Source organism: Mesorhizobium sp. PAMC28654 (genome assembly GCF_020616515.1).
GTDB lineage: Bacteria > Pseudomonadota > Alphaproteobacteria > Rhizobiales > Rhizobiaceae > Mesorhizobium.
Genome location: NZ_CP085135.1, coordinates 3,354,883 through 3,372,724, shown reverse-complemented (window position 1 = coordinate 3,372,724; position 17,842 = coordinate 3,354,883). Strand labels below are relative to the sequence as shown.

At 63.3% G+C, this 17,842-nt stretch carries 16 protein-coding genes; 9 read left to right on the top strand and 7 right to left on the bottom strand.

Translation table 11 applies throughout. The features are described 5' to 3' along the window. Positions 1-34: 34 nt before the first annotated feature. From LGH82_RS16445 to puuE, 4 genes are all read right to left on the bottom strand, one after another. Positions 35-628 carry a nucleoside deaminase gene (locus LGH82_RS16445; RefSeq protein WP_227343750.1) on the bottom strand — a complete coding sequence of 198 codons (594 nt, stop codon included), beginning with the start codon at positions 626-628 and terminating at the stop codon, positions 35-37. Between the two features lie 67 nt (positions 629-695). Beyond that, a complete protein-coding gene (locus tag LGH82_RS16440; RefSeq protein ID WP_227343749.1) occupies positions 696-1,187 on the bottom strand; it encodes an ureidoglycolate lyase in 492 nt (163 codons plus the stop codon). Further along, the gene (locus LGH82_RS16435) at positions 1,184-2,047 is read right to left on the bottom strand and encodes a bifunctional allantoicase/(S)-ureidoglycine aminohydrolase (RefSeq protein ID WP_227343748.1); all 864 of its coding nucleotides are present in this window, start codon (positions 2,045-2,047) and stop codon (positions 1,184-1,186) included. The genes LGH82_RS16440 and LGH82_RS16435 overlap by 4 nt, the downstream gene beginning before the upstream one ends. Before the next feature lie 10 nt (positions 2,048-2,057). Further along, a complete protein-coding gene (gene puuE, locus LGH82_RS16430; RefSeq protein WP_227343747.1) occupies positions 2,058-3,476 on the bottom strand; it encodes an allantoinase PuuE in 1,419 nt (472 codons plus the stop codon). Between the two features lie 221 nt (positions 3,477-3,697). Here puuE and uraH point away from each other — a divergent pair, with 221 nt between their 5' ends. The 5 genes from uraH (at position 3,698) to LGH82_RS16405 (ending at position 9,837) form a co-directional block, all read left to right on the top strand. Then, positions 3,698-4,072, top strand: coding sequence for a hydroxyisourate hydrolase (gene uraH / locus LGH82_RS16425; RefSeq protein WP_227343746.1), 375 nt, complete (start codon positions 3,698-3,700; stop codon positions 4,070-4,072). A 3-nt stretch (positions 4,073-4,075) separates the two neighbouring features. Further along, the gene (xdhA, locus tag LGH82_RS16420) at positions 4,076-5,557 is read left to right on the top strand and encodes a xanthine dehydrogenase small subunit (protein ID WP_227343745.1); all 1,482 of its coding nucleotides are present in this window, start codon (positions 4,076-4,078) and stop codon (positions 5,555-5,557) included. Further along, positions 5,557-7,920 (top strand): xanthine dehydrogenase molybdopterin binding subunit, encoded by a 2,364-nt coding sequence (gene xdhB, locus LGH82_RS16415; protein ID WP_227343744.1) that lies wholly within the window; start codon positions 5,557-5,559, stop codon positions 7,918-7,920. Before xdhA ends, xdhB begins: the two co-directional genes overlap by 1 nt. 62 nt (positions 7,921-7,982) lie before the next feature. Beyond that, complete coding sequence (xdhC, locus tag LGH82_RS16410; RefSeq protein ID WP_227343743.1) at positions 7,983-8,900, top strand: xanthine dehydrogenase accessory protein XdhC; 918 nt, start codon at positions 7,983-7,985, stop codon at positions 8,898-8,900. Between the two features lie 100 nt (positions 8,901-9,000). Beyond that, entirely contained in the window at positions 9,001-9,837 is an 837-nt protein-coding gene (locus tag LGH82_RS16405) for a PhzF family phenazine biosynthesis protein (protein WP_227343742.1), read from the top strand. A 13-nt stretch (positions 9,838-9,850) separates the two neighbouring features. On the opposite strand, the gene LGH82_RS16400 is transcribed toward LGH82_RS16405, so the two are convergent. The 3 genes from LGH82_RS16400 to LGH82_RS16390 form a co-directional block, all read right to left on the bottom strand. Further along, a complete protein-coding gene (locus LGH82_RS16400) occupies positions 9,851-11,116 on the bottom strand; it encodes an LLM class flavin-dependent oxidoreductase (protein WP_227343741.1) in 1,266 nt (421 codons plus the stop codon). After that, positions 11,113-12,132 (bottom strand): LLM class flavin-dependent oxidoreductase, encoded by a 1,020-nt coding sequence (locus LGH82_RS16395; protein WP_227343740.1) that lies wholly within the window; start codon positions 12,130-12,132, stop codon positions 11,113-11,115. The genes LGH82_RS16400 and LGH82_RS16395 overlap by 4 nt, the downstream gene beginning before the upstream one ends. Before the next feature lie 104 nt (positions 12,133-12,236). Continuing rightward, a complete protein-coding gene (locus LGH82_RS16390) occupies positions 12,237-13,157 on the bottom strand; it encodes a LysR family transcriptional regulator (RefSeq protein WP_227343739.1) in 921 nt (306 codons plus the stop codon). A gap of 242 nt (positions 13,158-13,399) precedes the next feature. Here LGH82_RS16390 and LGH82_RS16385 point away from each other — a divergent pair, with 242 nt between their 5' ends. From LGH82_RS16385 to LGH82_RS16370, 4 genes are all read left to right on the top strand, one after another. Further along, positions 13,400-14,617, top strand: coding sequence for a urate hydroxylase PuuD (locus LGH82_RS16385; RefSeq protein WP_227343738.1), 1,218 nt, complete (start codon positions 13,400-13,402; stop codon positions 14,615-14,617). 62 nt (positions 14,618-14,679) lie between these two features. After that, on the top strand, positions 14,680-15,993 hold the full coding sequence (guaD, locus tag LGH82_RS16380; RefSeq protein WP_227343737.1) for a guanine deaminase: 1,314 nt from the start codon (positions 14,680-14,682) through the stop codon (positions 15,991-15,993). A gap of 83 nt (positions 15,994-16,076) precedes the next feature. Beyond that, positions 16,077-16,580 (top strand): heme-degrading domain-containing protein, encoded by a 504-nt coding sequence (locus LGH82_RS16375; protein ID WP_227343736.1) that lies wholly within the window; start codon positions 16,077-16,079, stop codon positions 16,578-16,580. Further along, positions 16,577-17,842, top strand: a complete 1,266-nt coding sequence (locus LGH82_RS16370) for a glycerate kinase (protein ID WP_227343735.1) — start codon at positions 16,577-16,579, stop codon at positions 17,840-17,842. Before LGH82_RS16375 ends, LGH82_RS16370 begins: the two co-directional genes overlap by 4 nt.

Here is a 17,842-nt window from a genome sequence, read left to right as displayed (position 1 = left end):
AGCGATTGAGCTGCCAATTGACCGACGAAAACGATCAGTTCAGCGGAATGTCGTTCTCGTCCTTGCTCGCCTGATAGGCGCCGGACATGTCTTCGTAGAGCGCCGAAATCCTGCCGATGCGCGCCTCCAGGCGCTGACGCTCGGCCTCGGGCAGTGCCCGCGCCAGCTTGCGTATGGAAAAACTTTTCCAATAGGCGTTCTCGGCATTGTAGCCGCCGGGATCGAGGGTGAAGACCTCCTTGAGGATCTTCAGATCGTGCGGAATGGCGAAGCTGTCGCGCGAATCTTCATGGGAGAACAGGTAGTAGAAATTGTCAAAGCCGGTCCAGGTGATCGCCGACAGGCACAGCGAACAGGGTTCGTGCGTGGCCAGGAAGATGGCGTCCTTGGTGTCGACGCGCTCGGCTTTCGGCATTTCGTAGAAGCGCTTGAGGCAGTGCACCTCGCCATGCCAGAGCGGGTTTTCCATCTCGTTGTTGGTCTCGGCCAGCACCAGCGAATGGTCGTCCTTGCGCAGGATCGCCGCGCCGAACAGCTTGTTGCCATGGGCAACGCCATCCGCCGTCTTCGGCACGATGTCATGCTCGATGACGTCGAGCAGGCGGTCGATCAGCGAAATGTCGGTCATTATCGGGTCTCCTGCCGCATGTCGCACAAAAGTGCCCCGGGTTTGGGATAACGACATGCACAACAAATTAAGGGAGGTGGATCTCGTAGGCGTGCGAGAAATGGAATTCCTCGAGGTTGGAGCCGTCGCCGCCACGGTCGACGATCAGGAAATCCTGGGCCTCGCCGATCGGCGTCAGCACGCCATGCCAGAGATTGCGGGAATAGTTGATGCCTTGTCCGGGCGCGGTGATGAAGGCATGCGGCTCGCCCGGCCCCTCATCACCGTCATGGCAGACGACGACCAGGAACGGGCGCGGCGACAGCGGGATGAAGGCCTGGCTGCCGAAGGGATGGCGCTCGACCATGGTCAGCTTCAGCGGCAATTCGTAGGGCGTGCCGCGCACCATCGAGATCAGCACGCGGGCGTTGGGGCCAGTCGCCTGCGCCGTGGCGAGATCGTGATAGCGCTCGGCCCTGCCGCCATTGATCGGATAGTGGTTGTCGCCGCCCATGTCGATCACGTCGCCGAATTCGGCAAAGCTCTCGCGGGTCAGCGGCCGCGCGACGATGCGGGTCATGGCGCGCGCTTCGCGATGCCGGCGCCGCCAAGCTTGGCGTGCCGGTTGACGTCCTTGTAGAGCAGGTAGCGGAACCTGCCCGGGCCGCCGGCGTAGCAGGCCTGCGGGCAGAACGCGCGCAGCCACATATAGTCGCCGGCCTCGACCTCGACCCAGTCCTGGTTCAGGCGATAGACCGCCTTGCCTTCCAGCACATAGAGGCCGTGCTCCATGACATGGGTCTCCGCGAAGGGAATGACGGCGCCCGGTTCGAGCGTCACGATGGTCATGTGCATGTCGTGGCGCATGTCGGCGGGATCAACGAAACGCGTTGTCGCCCAGCGGCCTTCGGTGCCGGGCATCGGTGTCGGCGCGATATCCTGCTCGTTGGTGAAGAAGGCTTCGGGCGCATCGAGGCCATCGACGGCGTCGTAGGCCTTGCGAATCCAGTGGAAGCGGACGGCAGCCTTGCTTTCGTTGCGAACCGTCCAGCCGCTTGCCGGCGGCAGGAAAGCAAAGCCGCCGGGACGCAACACATGTTTCTTGCCGGCAAGCATGACGGTGAGGTCACCCTCGACCACGAACAGGGCGCCTTCGGCGCCAGCATCGGGTTCCGGCCGGTCGCTGCCACCGCCGGGCGCGACCTCGACGATGTATTGCGAGAACGTCTCGGCAAAACCGGACAGCGGTCGTGACAATATCCAGACGCGGGTCTTGTCCCAGAACGGCAGGGCGCTGGTGACGATGTCTTGCATCACGCCCCGGGGAATGACGGCGTAGGCTTCGGTGAAGACGGCGCGACCGGTCAGAAGCTCGTTCTGGCCGGGATGACCGCCATGCGGTGCATAATAGGTTCGGTCGGGCATCTTGAGCGTATCCATGAGTTCAAACCTATGAAGGGAGCATGTCCTTGAGGCGGAGCAGCGCGATGCGCTCCACCTGTTTGCAGGCGGTGTCGAATTCGGCCGCGCGGCTGTTGCCGATGCGTGTTTCGAACTCCGCCAGGATCTCCTCCTTGGTCTTGCCTTTCACCGCGATGATGAAGGGGAAGCCGAAGGTGGTGACGTAGGCGGCGTTGAGCTTGGTGAACAGTTCGCGCTCCTTGTCGGTCAGCGCGTCGAGGCCAGCCGAGGTCTGTTCCCTGGTCGATTCCACCGTCAGCCGCTTGGCCTTTGCAAGCTTGCCGGCAAGGTCGGGATGGGCGTTGAGCACGCCGAGCCGTTCAGTCTCGCTGGCGGCGCGGAAGATGCGGCAGAGCGCGTTGTGCAGGCCGCCGGCCGTGTCGTGCGTCGGACCGAGTTCCAGTTCGTAGGCCCGCTCGGCGATCCACGGCGAATGCTCGAACACGCCGCCGAATGTGTGGACGAACGTCTCGAATTCCATCTTCGACGGACGCAGTGCCGCCGGCGTGTAGGGATGGTTCTCTTGCCAGTGTTTGGCGATATCGATGCGCCGCGCCAGCCAGACCTTGTCGTGCGACTTCACATAGTCGACGAAGCGCTTCAGCGCCGCGACACGGCCCGGCCGCCCGACGAGGCGGCAATGCAGGCCGATGTTCATCATGCGCGGCCGCCCAGTCTTGCCCTCGGCATAGAGCGTGTCGAAACTATCCTTCAGATAGGCAAAGAACTGGTCGCCCGAATTGAACCCCTGCGGCGTGGCGAAGCGCATGTCGTTGGCGTCGAGCGTGTAGGGGATGATGAGCTGGGCGCCGCCTTCATGCTCGAACCAGTAGGGCAGTTCGTCGTCATAAGTGTCCGACACATAGTCGAAGCCACCTTCCTGTGCCGCCAGCCGCACCGTGTTGACCGAACTGCGGCCGGTATACCAGCCGGTCGGGCGCTGGCCGGTCACCTCGTAGTGCAGCTTGATCGCTTCTTCCATGTCGCGGCGCTCATCCTCCGCGGCATGGTCGCGGTAGTCGATCCATTTCAGCCCGTGCGAGGCGATCTCCCAGCCGGCGTCCTGCATCGCCGTGACCTGGTCTGGCGAGCGGGCGAGCGCGGTGGCGACGCCGTAGCAGGTTATCGGTACTTCGGACTCGTTGAACAGGCGAAGAAGTCGCCAGAATCCAGCGCGCGCGCCATATTCGTAGATCGATTCCATGTTCCAGTGGCGTTGGCCAAGCCAGGGCGCGGCGCCGACAATCTCGGACAGGAAGGCTTCGGATGCCTTGTCGCCATGCAGGACGCAGTTCTCGCCGCCTTCCTCGTAATTGACGACGAACTGCACGGCGACATGCGCCCCGCCAGGCCATTTCGGATCGGGCGGATTGGCACCATAGCCGCGCATGTCTCGTTCGTAACGCATGATCCCTCCTGCCGGCCGCTGCCGGGAGTGTGTTCAGAATAGTCGAAAGGGCCGCGTGCGCATTCCCTCGAAATTTTTGAAAGTGTTTTTGCCGCGCTCCGCTCGACCGGGACTTATGCATCGCCTTTAATTGGCGCACAATTCAGCAGTAGTGTTCGGCTGTACCGGGCCAGTTCGTTCGTATTGGGCCAGTTCGTCGTATTGGAAATGGGAGGCGGCCAGTGGCAGAGACGTTGAAAGCCGACGGCGGGCGCCTGACGACGCACGTCCTCGATACCGCGACAGGCAAGCCGGCGGCCGGGCTGTCGATCGAACTCTATCGCATCGACGGCACCGCGCGGACCCATTTGAAGACCGTTGCCACCAACGCCGATGGCCGCTGCGACGCGCCATTGCTTGCTGGCGGGGATTTCCGCACCGGCGAATACGAGCTGGTCTTCGCGGCCGGCGACTATCTGCGCCGACAGGGAACAAAGCTGCCGGAGCCAGCCTTCCTTGACGTCGTGCCGATCCGTTTCGGCATGGCCGAACCGGTGCACTATCATGTGCCGCTGCTCGTCTCGCCCTACGGCTATTCGACCTACAGGGGGAGCTGAGGCATGGTCACGGTCACGACACGCAACGAGATACGCTTCATCCTCAACGGGCAGGACATCGCCCTCGCCGCGGTCGCGCCCGACGAGACCTTGCTCGACTGGCTGCGGCTCAACCGCACGCTGCGCGGCACCAAGGAAGGCTGCGCCGAAGGCGATTGTGGCGCCTGCACGGTGCTGGTCGGCAAACTGTCTAGCGGCGGACTGGTCTATGAAAGCGTCAATGCCTGCATACGCTTCCTCGGCTCGCTCGACGGCACTCATGTGGTGACGATCGAGCATCTGCGCGGCGAGCCGGGCAAACTGCATCCCGTCCAGCAGGCGATGGTCGATTTCCACGGATCGCAATGCGGCTTCTGCACGCCGGGCTTCGTCATGTCGCTCTATGGTCTGTGGATGAAGTCGCCGGACCCGTCGGACGGGGCAATAGAAAAGGCCTTGCAGGGCAATCTCTGCCGCTGCACCGGCTACGAGGCGATCATGCGTGCGGCCCGCGCCATCTCCAGCTATGGCAAGTCGGCGAAGGACCCGCTGGCGGTGGAGCGCAAGGCGATCACGGCCCGGCTTGAAGCGATGAACGACGGCCTGCGCGTCGAGGTCGGCACGGCCAAGGCGCGGCTGATCGTGCCGGCCGATGTCGATGATTTCGCTGACATCCTCGACAAGGAGCCGGGCGCCACCATCGTGGCCGGCTCGACCGATGTCGGCCTGTGGGTGACCAAGCATATGCGCGATATTTCGCCGGCGGTGTTCATTGGCAATCTCGAAGGTCTGTGCGCGATGTCCGAGGAGGATGGTGTCATCACCATCGGCGCCGGCGTCACCTACACCGAGGCGTTCTCGACGCTCGCCAAACGCATCCCGGCGCTGGGCGCGCTGGTCGATCGCATCGGCGGCGAACAGGTTCGCAACATGGGAACGATCGGTGGCAACGTTGCCAACGGTTCGCCGATCGGCGACACGCCGCCGCCCTTGATCGCGCTCGGCGCACAGCTGACGCTGCGCAGGGGCAAGGAGCGGCGCACGATCCCGCTGGAGAAATTCTTCATTACCTATGGCAAGCAGGACCGCCAGCCCGGCGAATTCGTCGAGGCGGTGCATGTGCCGGTTCCCGCCAAGGGCACGAAATTCGCCGTCTACAAGGTCACCAAGCGCCGCGACGAGGACATCACGGCCACGCTCGGCGCCTTCCTGCTGACGTTGGCCAAGGACGGTACCGTCGCGGATGTCCGCATCGCCTATGGCGGCATGGCGGCAACGCCGAAACGAGCCTCGACGGTCGAGCATGCGCTACTTGGCAAACCCTGGACGGAGCAGACGGTGGAGGCGGCGATGGCGAAGTATGCTGATGATTTCACACCGTTGACCGACATGCGTGCCTCCGCCGAATATCGGGCGCTGGCCGCGCGCAATCTTCTGTTGCGGTTCTTTGCCGAGACCAGCGGTACCAAAGCGCCGATTCAGGTCTCGCGACACGAGGCTGCCTGATGAACAACCACGCCACTCAAAATCTCAAGGCGGTAAAGATCGTTGGCGGTGTTGCCACCGATCAGCGCCATGATTCCGCGCACAAGCATGTCGGCGGCACGGCCGTTTACATCGATGACATGCCGGAGCCGGCCGGCACGCTGCATGCCGGGCTCGGCCTGTCCAAGGTCGCGCACGGCATTCTGAAGAGCGTCGACCTCTCGGCGGTGCGGACAGCGCCCGGCGTCGTCGATGTGTTGACCTATGCGGACGTGCCTGGCGAGAATGATGTGTCGCCGAGCAACATGCATGACGATCCGGTGCTGGCGGAAAGCAAGGTACAGTTCTTCGGCCAGCCGATCTTCGCGGTCATCGCCACGACGCGCGAGCAAGCACGGCGCGCCGCTCGGCTGGCCAGGATCGAATATGACGAATTACCCGCCATCATCGACATATGGGGCCTCGACCCGGTCAAGGACAAGCTGGTCACCACGCCGCTGACCTTGCGGCGCGGCGACGCGGCCGCCGCGATCGCCGCTGCACCCCGTCGGGTGAAGGGGCGGATGAAACTCGGCGGACAGGACCACTTCTACCTCGAGGGCCAGGTGTCGTTGGCTGTGCCGGGCGAAGACGACGAGGTCACGGTCTACTGCTCAACCCAGGGCCCGAGCGAAACCCAGCACCTTGTCTCCCATGTGCTCGGCGTTCCCAGCCACGCGGTGACCGTGGAAGTCCGTCGCATGGGCGGCGGCTTCGGCGGCAAGGAAACACAGGCCAACCAGTGCGCGGCCATCGCCGCGATCGCGGCCAAGAAGCATCAGCGGGCCGTCAAGGTCAGGCTCGACCGCGACGAGGACATGACCGCTACCGGCAAGCGGCACGACTTCGCCATCGACTATGACGTCGGTTTCGACAATGAGGGCAATATCCTCGGCGTCGACTTCATGTTCGCACTCAATGCTGGCTTCTCGGCCGACCTGTCAGGTCCCGTCGGCGACCGTGCGCTGTTCCATTGCGACAACGCCTATTTCTATCCGAATGTCCACGCCAGGTCGGCGCCGCTCTACACCAACACCGTTTCCAATACGGCTTTCCGGGGCTTTGGCGGCCCGCAAGGCATGGTCGGCGCCGAGCGCATCATCGACGAGGTTGCCTTCGCCGTGGGCAAGGACCCGCTCGAAATCCGCAAGCTGAATTTCTACGATCCGATGGACGCGATCGGCACCCGCAACGTCACGCCCTATCACCAGAAGGTCGAAGACAACATCATCCACCGCATCGTGGCCGAACTGGAGGAAAGTGCCGATTATGCCGGAAGGCGGCAAGAGATATCGGCCTTCAACGCCAAGAGCCGCTTCATCAAGCGCGGCCTGGCGCTGACGCCGGTCAAGTTCGGTATTTCGTTCACCAAGACCGAGTCCAACCAGGCCGGCGCTCTGGTGCATGTCTATGCCGATGGCTCCGTGCACATGAACCATGGCGGCACGGAAATGGGCCAGGGCCTGCACCTCAAGGTGGCGCAGGTCGTGGCCGAGGAATTCCAGATAGATCTCGACCGGGTGAAGATTACCGCCACCACCACCGCCAAGGTGCCGAACACGGCACCGACGGCGGCGTCCTCGGGCGCCGATCTCAACGGCATGGCGGCGCAGAATGCGGCGCGGCAGATCCGTCAGCGGCTCACCGATTTCGCCGCCGAGAAATATCAGGTGCCGATCGATCAGGTGGTGTTCCTGCCCAACCGGGTTCGCGTCGGCAACCAGGAGATCAGCTTCAACGACCTGGTCAGGCAGGCCTTCATTTCGCGCATCCAGCTTTCAGCGGCCGGTTTCTACAAGACGCCGAAAATCCATTGGGACCGCAGCAAGGGCCAGGGCCATGCCTTCTACTACTACGCCTATGGCGCGGCCTGTTCGGAAGTGTCGGTGGATACGCTCACCGGCGAATATGTGGTCGAGCGCACCGACATCCTGCACGACTGCGGGCGCTCGCTGAACCGGGCCATCGACATCGGCCAGGTCGAGGGCGGCTTCATCCAGGGCATGGGCTGGCTGACGACGGAAGAGCTCTGGTGGGACGACAAGGGCCGGCTGCGCACGCATGCGCCGTCGACCTACAAGATCCCGCTCGCATCCGACCGCCCAAAGATATTCAACGTGGCGCTGACCGACTGGTCGCAAGCCTATGAGCCGACCATCCATCGCTCCAAGGCGGTCGGCGAGCCGCCTTTGCCGCACGGCATGTCGGTGCTTCATGCGCTTTCGGATGCGGTGGCAAGCGTCGCCGACAACAAGATCTGTCCACGCCTCGATGCGCCGGCAACACCGGAGCGCGTGCTGATGGCCATCGAGCGGCTGAAGAAAGAGGCGAAGGCGGGCGCCTGAATCCGACAAAAGGTGCAATCCGGGTCGAAAAAACCTATATTTCCCATTCGGGAATGTGAGCCATGAACTCGAAAGTGCAAAGCCTGAAAGCCTTTCTTGCCAGCGCCGGCCGGGTCGCCCTGGTCGAAGTGGCCGGCACCAAAGGCTCGACGCCGCGCGAGAAGGGCGCCTTCATGCTTGTCTCGGCATCGGCGATTCTTGGCACGATCGGCGGCGGTCAGCTCGAATACATGGCCCTCGACAAGGCTCGGCAGATGGTAGCGCCGTCCGTCCGTCCTGGGTCGGTCAGCCGCCTTCAAACGAGTTCCCGCATCGAGGTCGATGAGGTCTGCGCTACACTCGACGTGCCACTAGGCCCGGAGATCGGCCAATGCTGCGGCGGTCGGGTAGAGGTGCTGATCCGGCTGGTGGATGCCGCGCTCGAGGCCGAACTGATCCAGACGGCGGAAGCCGAAGAAGCTGATCTGCCGCATGTCTACATTTTCGGCGGCGGACATGTCGGCCAGGCGCTGGCATCGACGATTGCGCTTCTTCCCGTGCACGGTGTCGTCATCGAGACGCGGGCCGAGGCGATGGAAGGCATGCCGGAAACCGTCGAGACGCGACTGACGGCGATGCCGGAAGCGATGGTGCGCGATGCTCCAGCCGGCACCGCCTTCGCCATCCTCACCCACGACCACGCGCTCGATTTCCTGATCGTCGCCGAAGCACTGAAGCGCGACGACACCGCCTATGTCGGCATGATCGGCTCGAAGACCAAGAAAGCGACGTTCAGGAACTGGTTCCTGAAATCCGCGGACGGCACGGAAGCTGAATTTGCCCGCCTCGTCTCACCGATCGGCGGCGATGCCGTTAAAGACAAGCGCCCACCCGTCATCGCCGCTCTCGCGGCCGCCGAGATCATGACCGCGCTGGTCACCCATGCCGCAATCTCCAATGCCGGCCAACATGCTCCGCATGACAAGGTTATGGCCGGCTAGCCTCATCGGATAAGTCACAGCTGCTCGTCGATTTCGTCATTTCCCAATCGCTCGAAAAGCGCGTTTGCTGTGTCTGCATTGCAGCGCGAGGCGGAGACACATGGACGTTTTGAAAATTGCAGCCTTTTCGGATGGTAGTGCCGGCGGCAATCCTGCTGGAGTCCTGATCGGCGATGTCTTGCCCGATGCCGCCGAAATGCAGGGCATCGCGGCCCAGGTGGGTTTTTCGGAAACCGCTTTTGCCGCACCCGATGGGAACAACTGGCGGGTCCGCTATTTCTCGCCGGAATCCGAGGTGCCCTTTTGCGGTCACGCCACCATAGCTCTTGGTGCGGCGTTGGTCCGGCAATTCGGTGACGGAATTTTCCCGCTGACCCTCAACCAGGCGAGCATCACCGTCGAAGGGTTCCGCGATGGCGCCAATGTCGCCGCCGCTCTGCAGTCGCCGCCAACACGCAGCAGGCCGGCTCCGCCGGAGCTGACTACCGAGGCGCTGGCGCTGTTCGGCTATGCGCCCGGCGATCTCGATCCGGCCATTCCGCCGGCCTTGATCCATGGCGGCGCGGACCACCTTGTTCTGGCCCTCAAATCGCGCGAGGCGCTGGCCGCCATGCGCTACGATCTGAAGGCCGGCCAGGCCTTCATGCGGCGGGAAGGGCTGGTGACGGTCCTGCTTGCCTATGCCGAAACGCTGCGATTGTTCCATACGCGCAATCCGTTTGCGTCCGGCGGTGTCTACGAGGATCCGGCGACAGGCGCCTCCACGGCGGCATTCGCGGGCTATCTGCGCGACATTGGCTGGCCGCATGGCGGCGCTGTCGATGTCGTTCAGGGCGAAGACATGGGCATGCGTTCGCGCTTGCATGCCGACATTCCGCCGGAGAGGGGGACTTCTATCAGGGTCTCGGGTACTGCGCGGATGATGGAAGAAGCGTAGGCGCCCCTCGTTCTCATACGGGTCGTTTCAAGCCGAGATGGTCGCGCAGCGTACGGCCTTCATAATCCCGGCGGAACAGGCCCCGCCGCTGAAGTTCCGGCACGACGAGCGTGGCGAAGGCATCGAGTTCGCCGGGGAACCAGGAGGGCATGACGTTGAATCCGTCGGCAGCACCGCCTTCGAACCGCGCCTGCAACTCGTCGGCGACCTGCGCCGCCGTTCCGACGATGCGCCAATGGCCCCGCGCGCCGGCGAAATGCCGCGCAAGCTGGCGGATGGAAAGGTTGTCGCGGCGCGACTGCTCGATGACCAGTGCTTGGCGACTCTTCATACCCTCGGTCTCTGGCAACTCCGGCATCGGCCCGTCGATCGGATAGCGTCCCAGATCGGAGATGCTGAGATAGCTGGACAGCAGGGCAACGCCGACATCGTCGGGAATCAGCTCCTGCAACTCCTCGTATTTTTCCTGAGCCTCAGCCGCGGTTTCCGCCACAACGGGGGCGACGCCGGGCATGATCTTGATGTCGTCGGGCTCGCGCCCATACGCGGCCAGACGCCCCTTCAGATTGTCGTAGAAGGCCTTCGCTTCTTCGAATGTCTGCGCGGCGGTGAACACGACATCGGCGGTGCGGGCGGCAAGGTCGCGCCCGACATCCGAGGCACCGGCCTGTACCATGACCGGTGCGCCCTGGGGCGAACGCGGCAAGTCGAGTGGGTCGCGAAGCGAAAAGCTCTGGCCGTCGTGACCGGAGGCGCCGCCGAGCTTGCCGTGCCAAAGCCCGGTCACCACCTCGGCGAACTCACGCGCCCGCTCATAGCGGTCGGCATGGGGCTTGAGGCCGGTCGAGCCGAAATTGGCGGCCTCGATGGGACTGGCTGATGTGACCAGGTTCCAGCCGGCCCGGCCACCACTCAGATGATCGAGCGACAGGAAGGTCCGCGCCAGCCCATAAGGCTCATTGTAGCTTGTCGACGCCGTTGAAACGAGACCGATGCGGCTGGTCTGGACGGCCAGCGCCGACAGCAGGCTGATTGGTTCGAAGCCGATCGAGCGCGACGTCTGGCTGGCGATGCCGACATTGGCTTCGCGCAGGCCGGCGGCATCCTCGCAGAAGATCATGTCGAACTTCGCCGCTTCCGCCGTGCGTGCCAGCCGGACGTAGTGGTCGATGTCTATGCCGGCCCTCACATGCGATTCGGGGTGGCGCCAGGCCGCAATGTGGTGGCCTGTCGCCCACAGGAAGGCGCCGAGCTTCATCTGGCGGGGAGCGGCGGTCATTGGTCACCTCCGCCGGCAAGTCCGAGATGCGAGCGCAACGTCGCCCCGCCATAGCGCTCTCGAAACAGGCCACGCTGTCGCAATTCCGGCAAAACCAGATCGACGAAATAGTCGAGTACTGAGAGCTGCGCGGGCATCTCGATGTTGAAACCGTCGCAGCTTTTTGACCGGAACTGCTCTTCCAGCATGTCGGCGGCGCCGGCCGGCTTGCCATCGGTGACGGGTGAGACGTTCATCAGTATCTTCACGACATCTGGATCGCGCCCCCAGGCGGCAACGCGGCGCTTGAGATCGTCATAGCGCGCTTTCGCACTCTCGATCGGTCCGTCGTCCAGCAGGATGACGTCGGCGGTACGAGTGGCAATATCCATGTCGGGTTCCGACAGGCCCGACAGAACGAGCACCGGCATGTCCTGCGGCGATCGTGCGACGTTCAACGGTCCTTGCACCGAAAAGAACTCGCCCTTGTGGTCAAGCAGATGCATCTTCTTGGGGTCATGAAAGCGGCCGCCGCTCTTGTCGAACAGCAGTGCGTCCGGATCCCAGCCCTCCCATAAGCCCTGAACGATGCCGATATATTCATCCGTGCGACGGCGAAAAACGTCGGGCGAAAACCCTTCCGTCCGGCTGAAATTGGCGGCTTCGCGCGGCGCCTGCGTCATGGTCGCGTTCCAGCCGGCGCGGCCATGGCTGATGATATCGAGCGAGGCGAAACGGCGCGCCAGATTGTACGGCTGGTGGGCAACCGTCGAGGCCCCGGCGACAAGGCCGATCCTGCTCGTTACCGTCGCCAGCGCCGCCAGTAACGTCGTCGCTTCGAAGGGCACCTGGGTGTTCGCGGCATCATCACCGGGATCCGGCGTGTTATCGGCGATAACAACCATGTCCAGCTCGGCTGATTCAGCCTTTTGCACAAAGCCAGCCAGACGATCGAATTCCGGCTCGGCCCTGGGCGAAGTGTCGGCGGTTCCGGTAAGCAGCGAAACGGCAAGATGCATTGTGGCGCCGTTGTCCATCGATGGTTCCTGCAAAGCGAGATAGGACCGGAACTATGTTCGCGGGTTGCGGGGAAGGCAACCGCTGGCGCTGGACCAACCGCCGGTCACTTGGCGGCCAGCTGTCACCGGCCCGCCAGAAGATCGTTGATCAGCCGCTGGCAACGCTCGGCCATGAAGTCGAGCAGCAGCCGCACTTTCGGATCCTGCAGCTTCTTGTGCGGATAGACGGCGGCGAACTGGACTGGTGTCGGCGGCGTGCTGGTCAGGATCACTTGCAGCCGCTGGTCACGGATGAACGGCTCGACCTCGAAGCGCGGCTTGTTGATGATGCCGCGCCCCGAGAGTGCCCAGCCGGTCAACACGTCGCCGTCATCGGTGTCGTAGGGGCCGTGTACTTCGAACTTCTGCGGGCCGGTGGGGGTCTGCAGGGTCCACACATATTCGCGCGCGCCGGAATAGCGCAGCATCAGGCAGTCGTGCTTCTTGCCGATCAATTCCTGCGGGTCGGTCGGCTCTCCCCGCGCTTCCAGATATTTCGGCGCCGCCACCAAGACCCGCTCACATTCCATGATGCCGCGCATCCTGAGACTGGAATCCTCGATGATGCCGAGCCGGAAGGCGACGTCGATGCCTTCCTTCATGATGTCGACATTGTGGTCGGAGAGCCTGAGCCGTACTTCGATGTCGGGATATTTGTCGTGAAAATCGGGAATGCCCGATGCCACCAGCCGGCGGCCGAGGCCAAGCGGCGCCGTCACCTTGATGGTGCCGCGCGGCTGTCCGGAGAGTGCCGAGACGGCGGCTTCCGCCTCGGTGATCGCTTCCAGCACCTGCTTGGCGCCGGAATAGAAAACGGTGCCATGTTCGGTCGGCATCAATTGCCGCGTGGTGCGGTTGAACAGCCGCACGCCAAGGTGCTTCTCCAGTTCCTTGATGCGGTTGGAGGCGACTGCAGGAGAAATACGCATGTCGCGTCCTGCCGCTGACAGATTGCCAAGTTCGACGACACGGACGAAAACGGCGATATTGTCGAGATAGGCCATGCGGTTCCCGTGGCTTTCATGCTGCGGCTTGTTGCGACTCTAGTTCATGACCCCGAAATTCGGAATCGATTTTCGGAAAGGATCATGAACCAGCCAAAATAGCCTACAGCGTCCTTTGCGCGTCCAAGTGGACGCGCGGCGCTGTAGTATTTTCCATTTTTTTTTGAAAGTCATCGCACACTTCGCCTCTTTCCGTTTGCGTTCAAGCTCTTAAAGTCACTGGACTGGCAGGGATGAGTTCGATGATGGATTTCGCGATTTTCTGGGAATGGCTGAGTTTCGCCGTGCGCTGGCTGCATGTCATCACCGGCATCGCCTGGATCGGCTCGTCCTTCTACTTCGTCGCGCTGGATCTCGGCCTGCGGCAGCGCCCGGGCATGCCTGTCGGCGCCTTCGGCGAAGAGTGGCAGGTGCATGGCGGCGGCTTCTATCACATCCAGAAATATCTGGTGGCGCCGGCCGAAATGCCCGAGCATCTGACCTGGTTCAAATGGGAGTCCTACGCCACCTGGCTGTCCGGCTTCGCCATGCTGTGCGTCGTCTACTATGCCGGCGCCGACCTGTTCCTGATCGATCCTAACGTGCTGCCGATGTCGGTGCCGGTCGGCATCCTGCTGTCCATGGCAACGATCGGCGTTGGCTGGGTGGTCTATGATCTCCTGTGCCGCTCGCCGCTGGGAAAAAGCGACACCGGCCTGATGCTGGTCCTATATTGCGTGCTGGTGTTCATTGCCTGGGGGCTCACCCATCTGTTCACCGGCCGCGCCGCTTTCCTGCATCTCGGCGCCATCACCGCCACGATCATGTCGGCCAATGTCTTCATGGTCATCATTCCCAACCAGAAGATCGTCGTCGCCGACCTCATCGCTGGCCGCAAGCCCGATCCGAAATACGGCAAGATCGCCAAGCAGCGCTCCCTGCACAACAACTATTTGACGCTGCCGGTGCTGTTCCTGATGCTGTCGAACCATTATCCGCTGGCGTTCGGCACCCAGTTCAACTGGGTCATCGCCTCGCTGGTGTTCATCATCGGTGTGCTGATCCGGCACTATTTCAATACAGTGCACAAGCGCGCCGGAAACCCGCACTGGACCTGGCTGGGCGCCCTTGTCCTGTTCATCATCATCATCTGGCTGTCGACCGTGCCGAAGGTGCTGACCGGTGAGCCGAAGGTGTCCGCCTCGGCGGAAGTCTATATCGCCTCGGCGCATTTCTCGGCCGTTCGCGACACCGTGCTCGGGCGCTGCTCGATGTGTCACGCCGCGGAGCCTTCCTATGAAGGCATCTATCATGCCCCCAAGGGCGTGATGCTCGACACCGACGCCAATATCGCCAACCACGCCCGCGAGATCTACCTGCAGGCCGGGCGCAGCCATGCGATGCCGCCCGCCAACGTCACCCAGGTCACCGACAAGGAGCGGGCGCTGCTGGTGGCGTGGTTCGAGGGCGCGGGCAAATAGCCGGGCCGGCGCCTTTCTCGCGGACGAGACGGCATTTTCAAGACAATGACACGGCGGATTTCATGACCACCACACTTCTGCGCGGCCGCACCCTGTCCTTCCTGCGCTGGCCCGAAACCATCGACGACCATTCCGCCTGGCGTTATGAGGAGGATGGCGGCCTGCTGATCCGGAACGGCAGGATCATCGCCACGGGCACCTACGCCGATGTCGAAAAGCAGGCGGGCGAGGGAGCAAGGAAGATCGACCACCGGCCGCATCTGCTGTTGCCCGGCTTCATCGATGCCCATGTCCATTTCCCGCAGATGCAGATCATCGCTTCATATGGCGCCGAACTGCTCGACTGGCTGAACACCTACACCTTCCCGGAAGAGACGAAATTCGCCAACGCCCAGCATGGCCGCCGCATTGCGCGGCTGTTCCTCGACGAGATGGTGCGCCACGGCACCACGACGGTCGCGGCCTACTGCTCGGTGCACAAGGCATCCGCCGAAGCCTTCTTCGCGGAATCGCACGACCGCAACATGCTCAACATTGCCGGCAAGGTGATGATGGACCGCAATGCGCCCGATGGTGTTCTCGACACGCCCCAGTCCGGCTATGACGACACCAAGGCGCTGATCGCGCAATGGCACGGCAAGGGGCGGCAGCACTATGCCATCACGCCGCGCTTCGCCATCACCTCGTCGCCGGAACAGATGGAAATGGCGGGCGCGCTGTGCCGGGAACATCCAGACCTCCACATGCAGACGCATCTGTCCGAAAACCACGCCGAGATCGCTTTCACGCAAGAGCTCTATCCCTGGTCGCGCGACTACACCGACGTCTACGAGCATTACGGGTTGCTGGGAAAAAAGAGCCTGTTTGGCCACTGCATCCATCTCTCGGAACGCGAGGCGGATGCGCTCTCGCAGAGCGGCTCGGTTGCGGTGTTCTGCCCGACCTCGAACCTGTTCCTTGGCTCGGGCCTGTTCGATTATCAGCGCTACCGCGCGCGCGACAAAGCCCTGCGGATCGCGGCCGCCACCGATGTCGGCGGCGGCACCAACTATTCGATGCTGCGCACCATGGACGAGGGCTACAAGGTGATCGCGCTGAACGGCGAGAAGCTGAACCCGTACCAGTCCTTCTGGCAGATGACGCGCGGCAATGCCGAAGCGCTGTCGGTGGTTGAAAAGGTCGGCACGCTGGATGAGGGGACCGACGCCGACATCATCGTGCTCGACGCCCGCGCCACGCCGGCGATGCGGCTGCGCATGGAGACGGTGGGCACGCTGGCCGAAGAACTGTTTCTGCTGCAGACGCTGGGTGACGATCGCGCCGTGCGCGAGGTTTATGTCGCGGGACGGCCGGCCAAGACGAATATGGCGGTCTAGCTTGGCGCGGCCCGATGCGTTCCTCGCTTGACCCGGCGGCAGCCATCGGTCAAAGCGTGCGGCGAAGCTGACAGGGGAACGACATGGCCGTTGCCGACGACATCGCTCTGATCAAGAAACAGGAAGAGGTTCTTGTCTTCCCGGCCTTCGATGAGGCCGTGGCCTTCAAGATCGGTTCGGCCATCCGCGACCGCGCTCTCGCCGAAAACCTGCCCGTCATTGTTGATATCCGCACCTTCGACCGGCCGATGTTCTATGCCGCAATGCCGGGTTCGAATGCTTCCAACCCGGACTGGGCGCGGCGCAAGATCAATGTCGTCCGCCGGTTTCTCAGGAGTACCTATCGCATGGTGCTGGAGCAGCAGCGCCCCGACCGCACCTTCAAGGTCGGTGAAGGGCTGGACATATCGGACTTTGTGCTCGCCGGCGGCGGCTTTCCGGTCACGGTCAACGGCGCTGGCGTCATCGGCGTGATCGCGGTGTCCGGCCTGCCGGAGCGCGAGGATCATGGTGTGGTCGTTGATGCGCTCTGCGATCACCTCGGCATCGACAAGAGCGGCCTGGCCCTGGCTCCGGAAGAAAAATGACCGGCATGGACCCCAAGCTCTTCCTCACATCGGTCTTCAACGCCGCCGTCGCGGCCGCCGATCCGCAACGCACGATCCGCGATCATTTGCCGGCGAAGCCCAAGGGTCGCACCATCGTCATTGGCGCGGGAAAAGGCTCGGCACAGATGGCCGCGGCCTTCGAGAGGGTCTGGGACGGGCCGATCGAAGGGCTGGTCGTCACCCGCTATGGCTATGGCGCCAAATGCGAGCGCATCGAAATCATCGAGGCCGCGCATCCCGTGCCGGATGCCGCAGGGCTCGAGGCCTCGCGCCGCCTGCTGGCAAAGGTGCAGGGTCTGACAGCGGACGATCTCGTCGTGGCCCTTATTTCCGGCGGAGGCTCGGCGCTGCTGCCATCGCCAGCGGGAAGCTTGACGCTGGCCGACGAGATCGCCGTCAACGAGGCGCTGCTCGCCTCCGGCGCGCCGATCGCGGCCATGAACACCATCCGCAAGCATGTTTCCACCATCAAGGGCGGTCGGCTGGCCGCCGCCGCCTGGCCGGCCAGGGTGGTGTCCCTGGTCGTTTCCGATATTCCCGGCGACAATCCGGCGCTGGTCGCTTCCGGTCCGACCGTTCCTGATTCCGGCAGCCGGGAAGACGCGCTGGCGTCGATCGCCGCCTACGGCATGAAGCTGCCGGCGTCAGTGATGGCGCATATCAATTCGCCGGCCGCCGATGCGCCAAGCCCCGAGGATCAGCGCTTTTCGCAAAACGAAGTGCATCTGATCGCCTCGGCTGGAGTCTCGCTGGAAGCAGCGGCAGCGGAAGCCAGGCGCCAAGGCATAGAGGCCGTCATCCTCTCCGATTCAATCGAGGGCGAAGCGCGCGAGGTCGGCGGCGTCCATGCGGCAATCGCACGCGAAGTGGCAACGCGCAACCGGCCCTTCCCGAAGCCGGTTCTCATCCTGTCCGGTGGCGAGACAACGGTAACGCTCCGCGCCAAGGGCAAGGGCGGCCGGAATTCGGAATTCCTTCTAGCCTTCGCCATCGCCATCAATGGCGCGGAAGGTATCCATGCGCTGGCCGCCGACACCGACGGCATCGACGGTTCGGAAGACAATGCCGGCGCCTTCGCCGATGGCTCGACGGTGTCGCGGATGCGCGCGGCGGGTGTGGATGCCAAGGCCATGCTGGCGGGCAACAATGCCTGGACGGCATTCGACGCCGTCGGCGATCTTTTCGTGCCCGGCCCGACCGGCACGAACGTCAATGATCTGCGGGCGATCCTGGTTCGATAG

Coding starts and splice junctions, on each gene's coding strand:
- LGH82_RS16445 (WP_227343750.1), bottom strand. CDS start 628: ATGACCGACATTTCGCTGATCGACCGCCTGCTCGACGTCATCGAGCAT.
- LGH82_RS16440 (WP_227343749.1), bottom strand. CDS start 1,187: ATGACCCGCATCGTCGCGCGGCCGCTGACCCGCGAGAGCTTTGCCGAA.
- LGH82_RS16435 (WP_227343748.1), bottom strand. CDS start 2,047: ATGGATACGCTCAAGATGCCCGACCGAACCTATTATGCACCGCATGGC.
- puuE (WP_227343747.1), bottom strand. CDS start 3,476: ATGCGTTACGAACGAGACATGCGCGGCTATGGTGCCAATCCGCCCGAT.
- xdhA (WP_227343745.1), top strand. CDS start 4,076: ATGGTCACGGTCACGACACGCAACGAGATACGCTTCATCCTCAACGGG.
- xdhB (WP_227343744.1), top strand. CDS start 5,557: ATGAACAACCACGCCACTCAAAATCTCAAGGCGGTAAAGATCGTTGGC.
- xdhC (WP_227343743.1), top strand. CDS start 7,983: ATGAACTCGAAAGTGCAAAGCCTGAAAGCCTTTCTTGCCAGCGCCGGC.
- LGH82_RS16405 (WP_227343742.1), top strand. CDS start 9,001: ATGGACGTTTTGAAAATTGCAGCCTTTTCGGATGGTAGTGCCGGCGGC.
- LGH82_RS16400 (WP_227343741.1), bottom strand. CDS start 11,116: ATGACCGCCGCTCCCCGCCAGATGAAGCTCGGCGCCTTCCTGTGGGCG.
- LGH82_RS16395 (WP_227343740.1), bottom strand. CDS start 12,132: ATGGACAACGGCGCCACAATGCATCTTGCCGTTTCGCTGCTTACCGGA.
- LGH82_RS16390 (WP_227343739.1), bottom strand. CDS start 13,157: ATGGCCTATCTCGACAATATCGCCGTTTTCGTCCGTGTCGTCGAACTT.
- LGH82_RS16385 (WP_227343738.1), top strand. CDS start 13,400: ATGATGGATTTCGCGATTTTCTGGGAATGGCTGAGTTTCGCCGTGCGC.
- guaD (WP_227343737.1), top strand. CDS start 14,680: ATGACCACCACACTTCTGCGCGGCCGCACCCTGTCCTTCCTGCGCTGG.
- LGH82_RS16375 (WP_227343736.1), top strand. CDS start 16,077: ATGGCCGTTGCCGACGACATCGCTCTGATCAAGAAACAGGAAGAGGTT.
- LGH82_RS16370 (WP_227343735.1), top strand. CDS start 16,577: ATGACCGGCATGGACCCCAAGCTCTTCCTCACATCGGTCTTCAACGCC.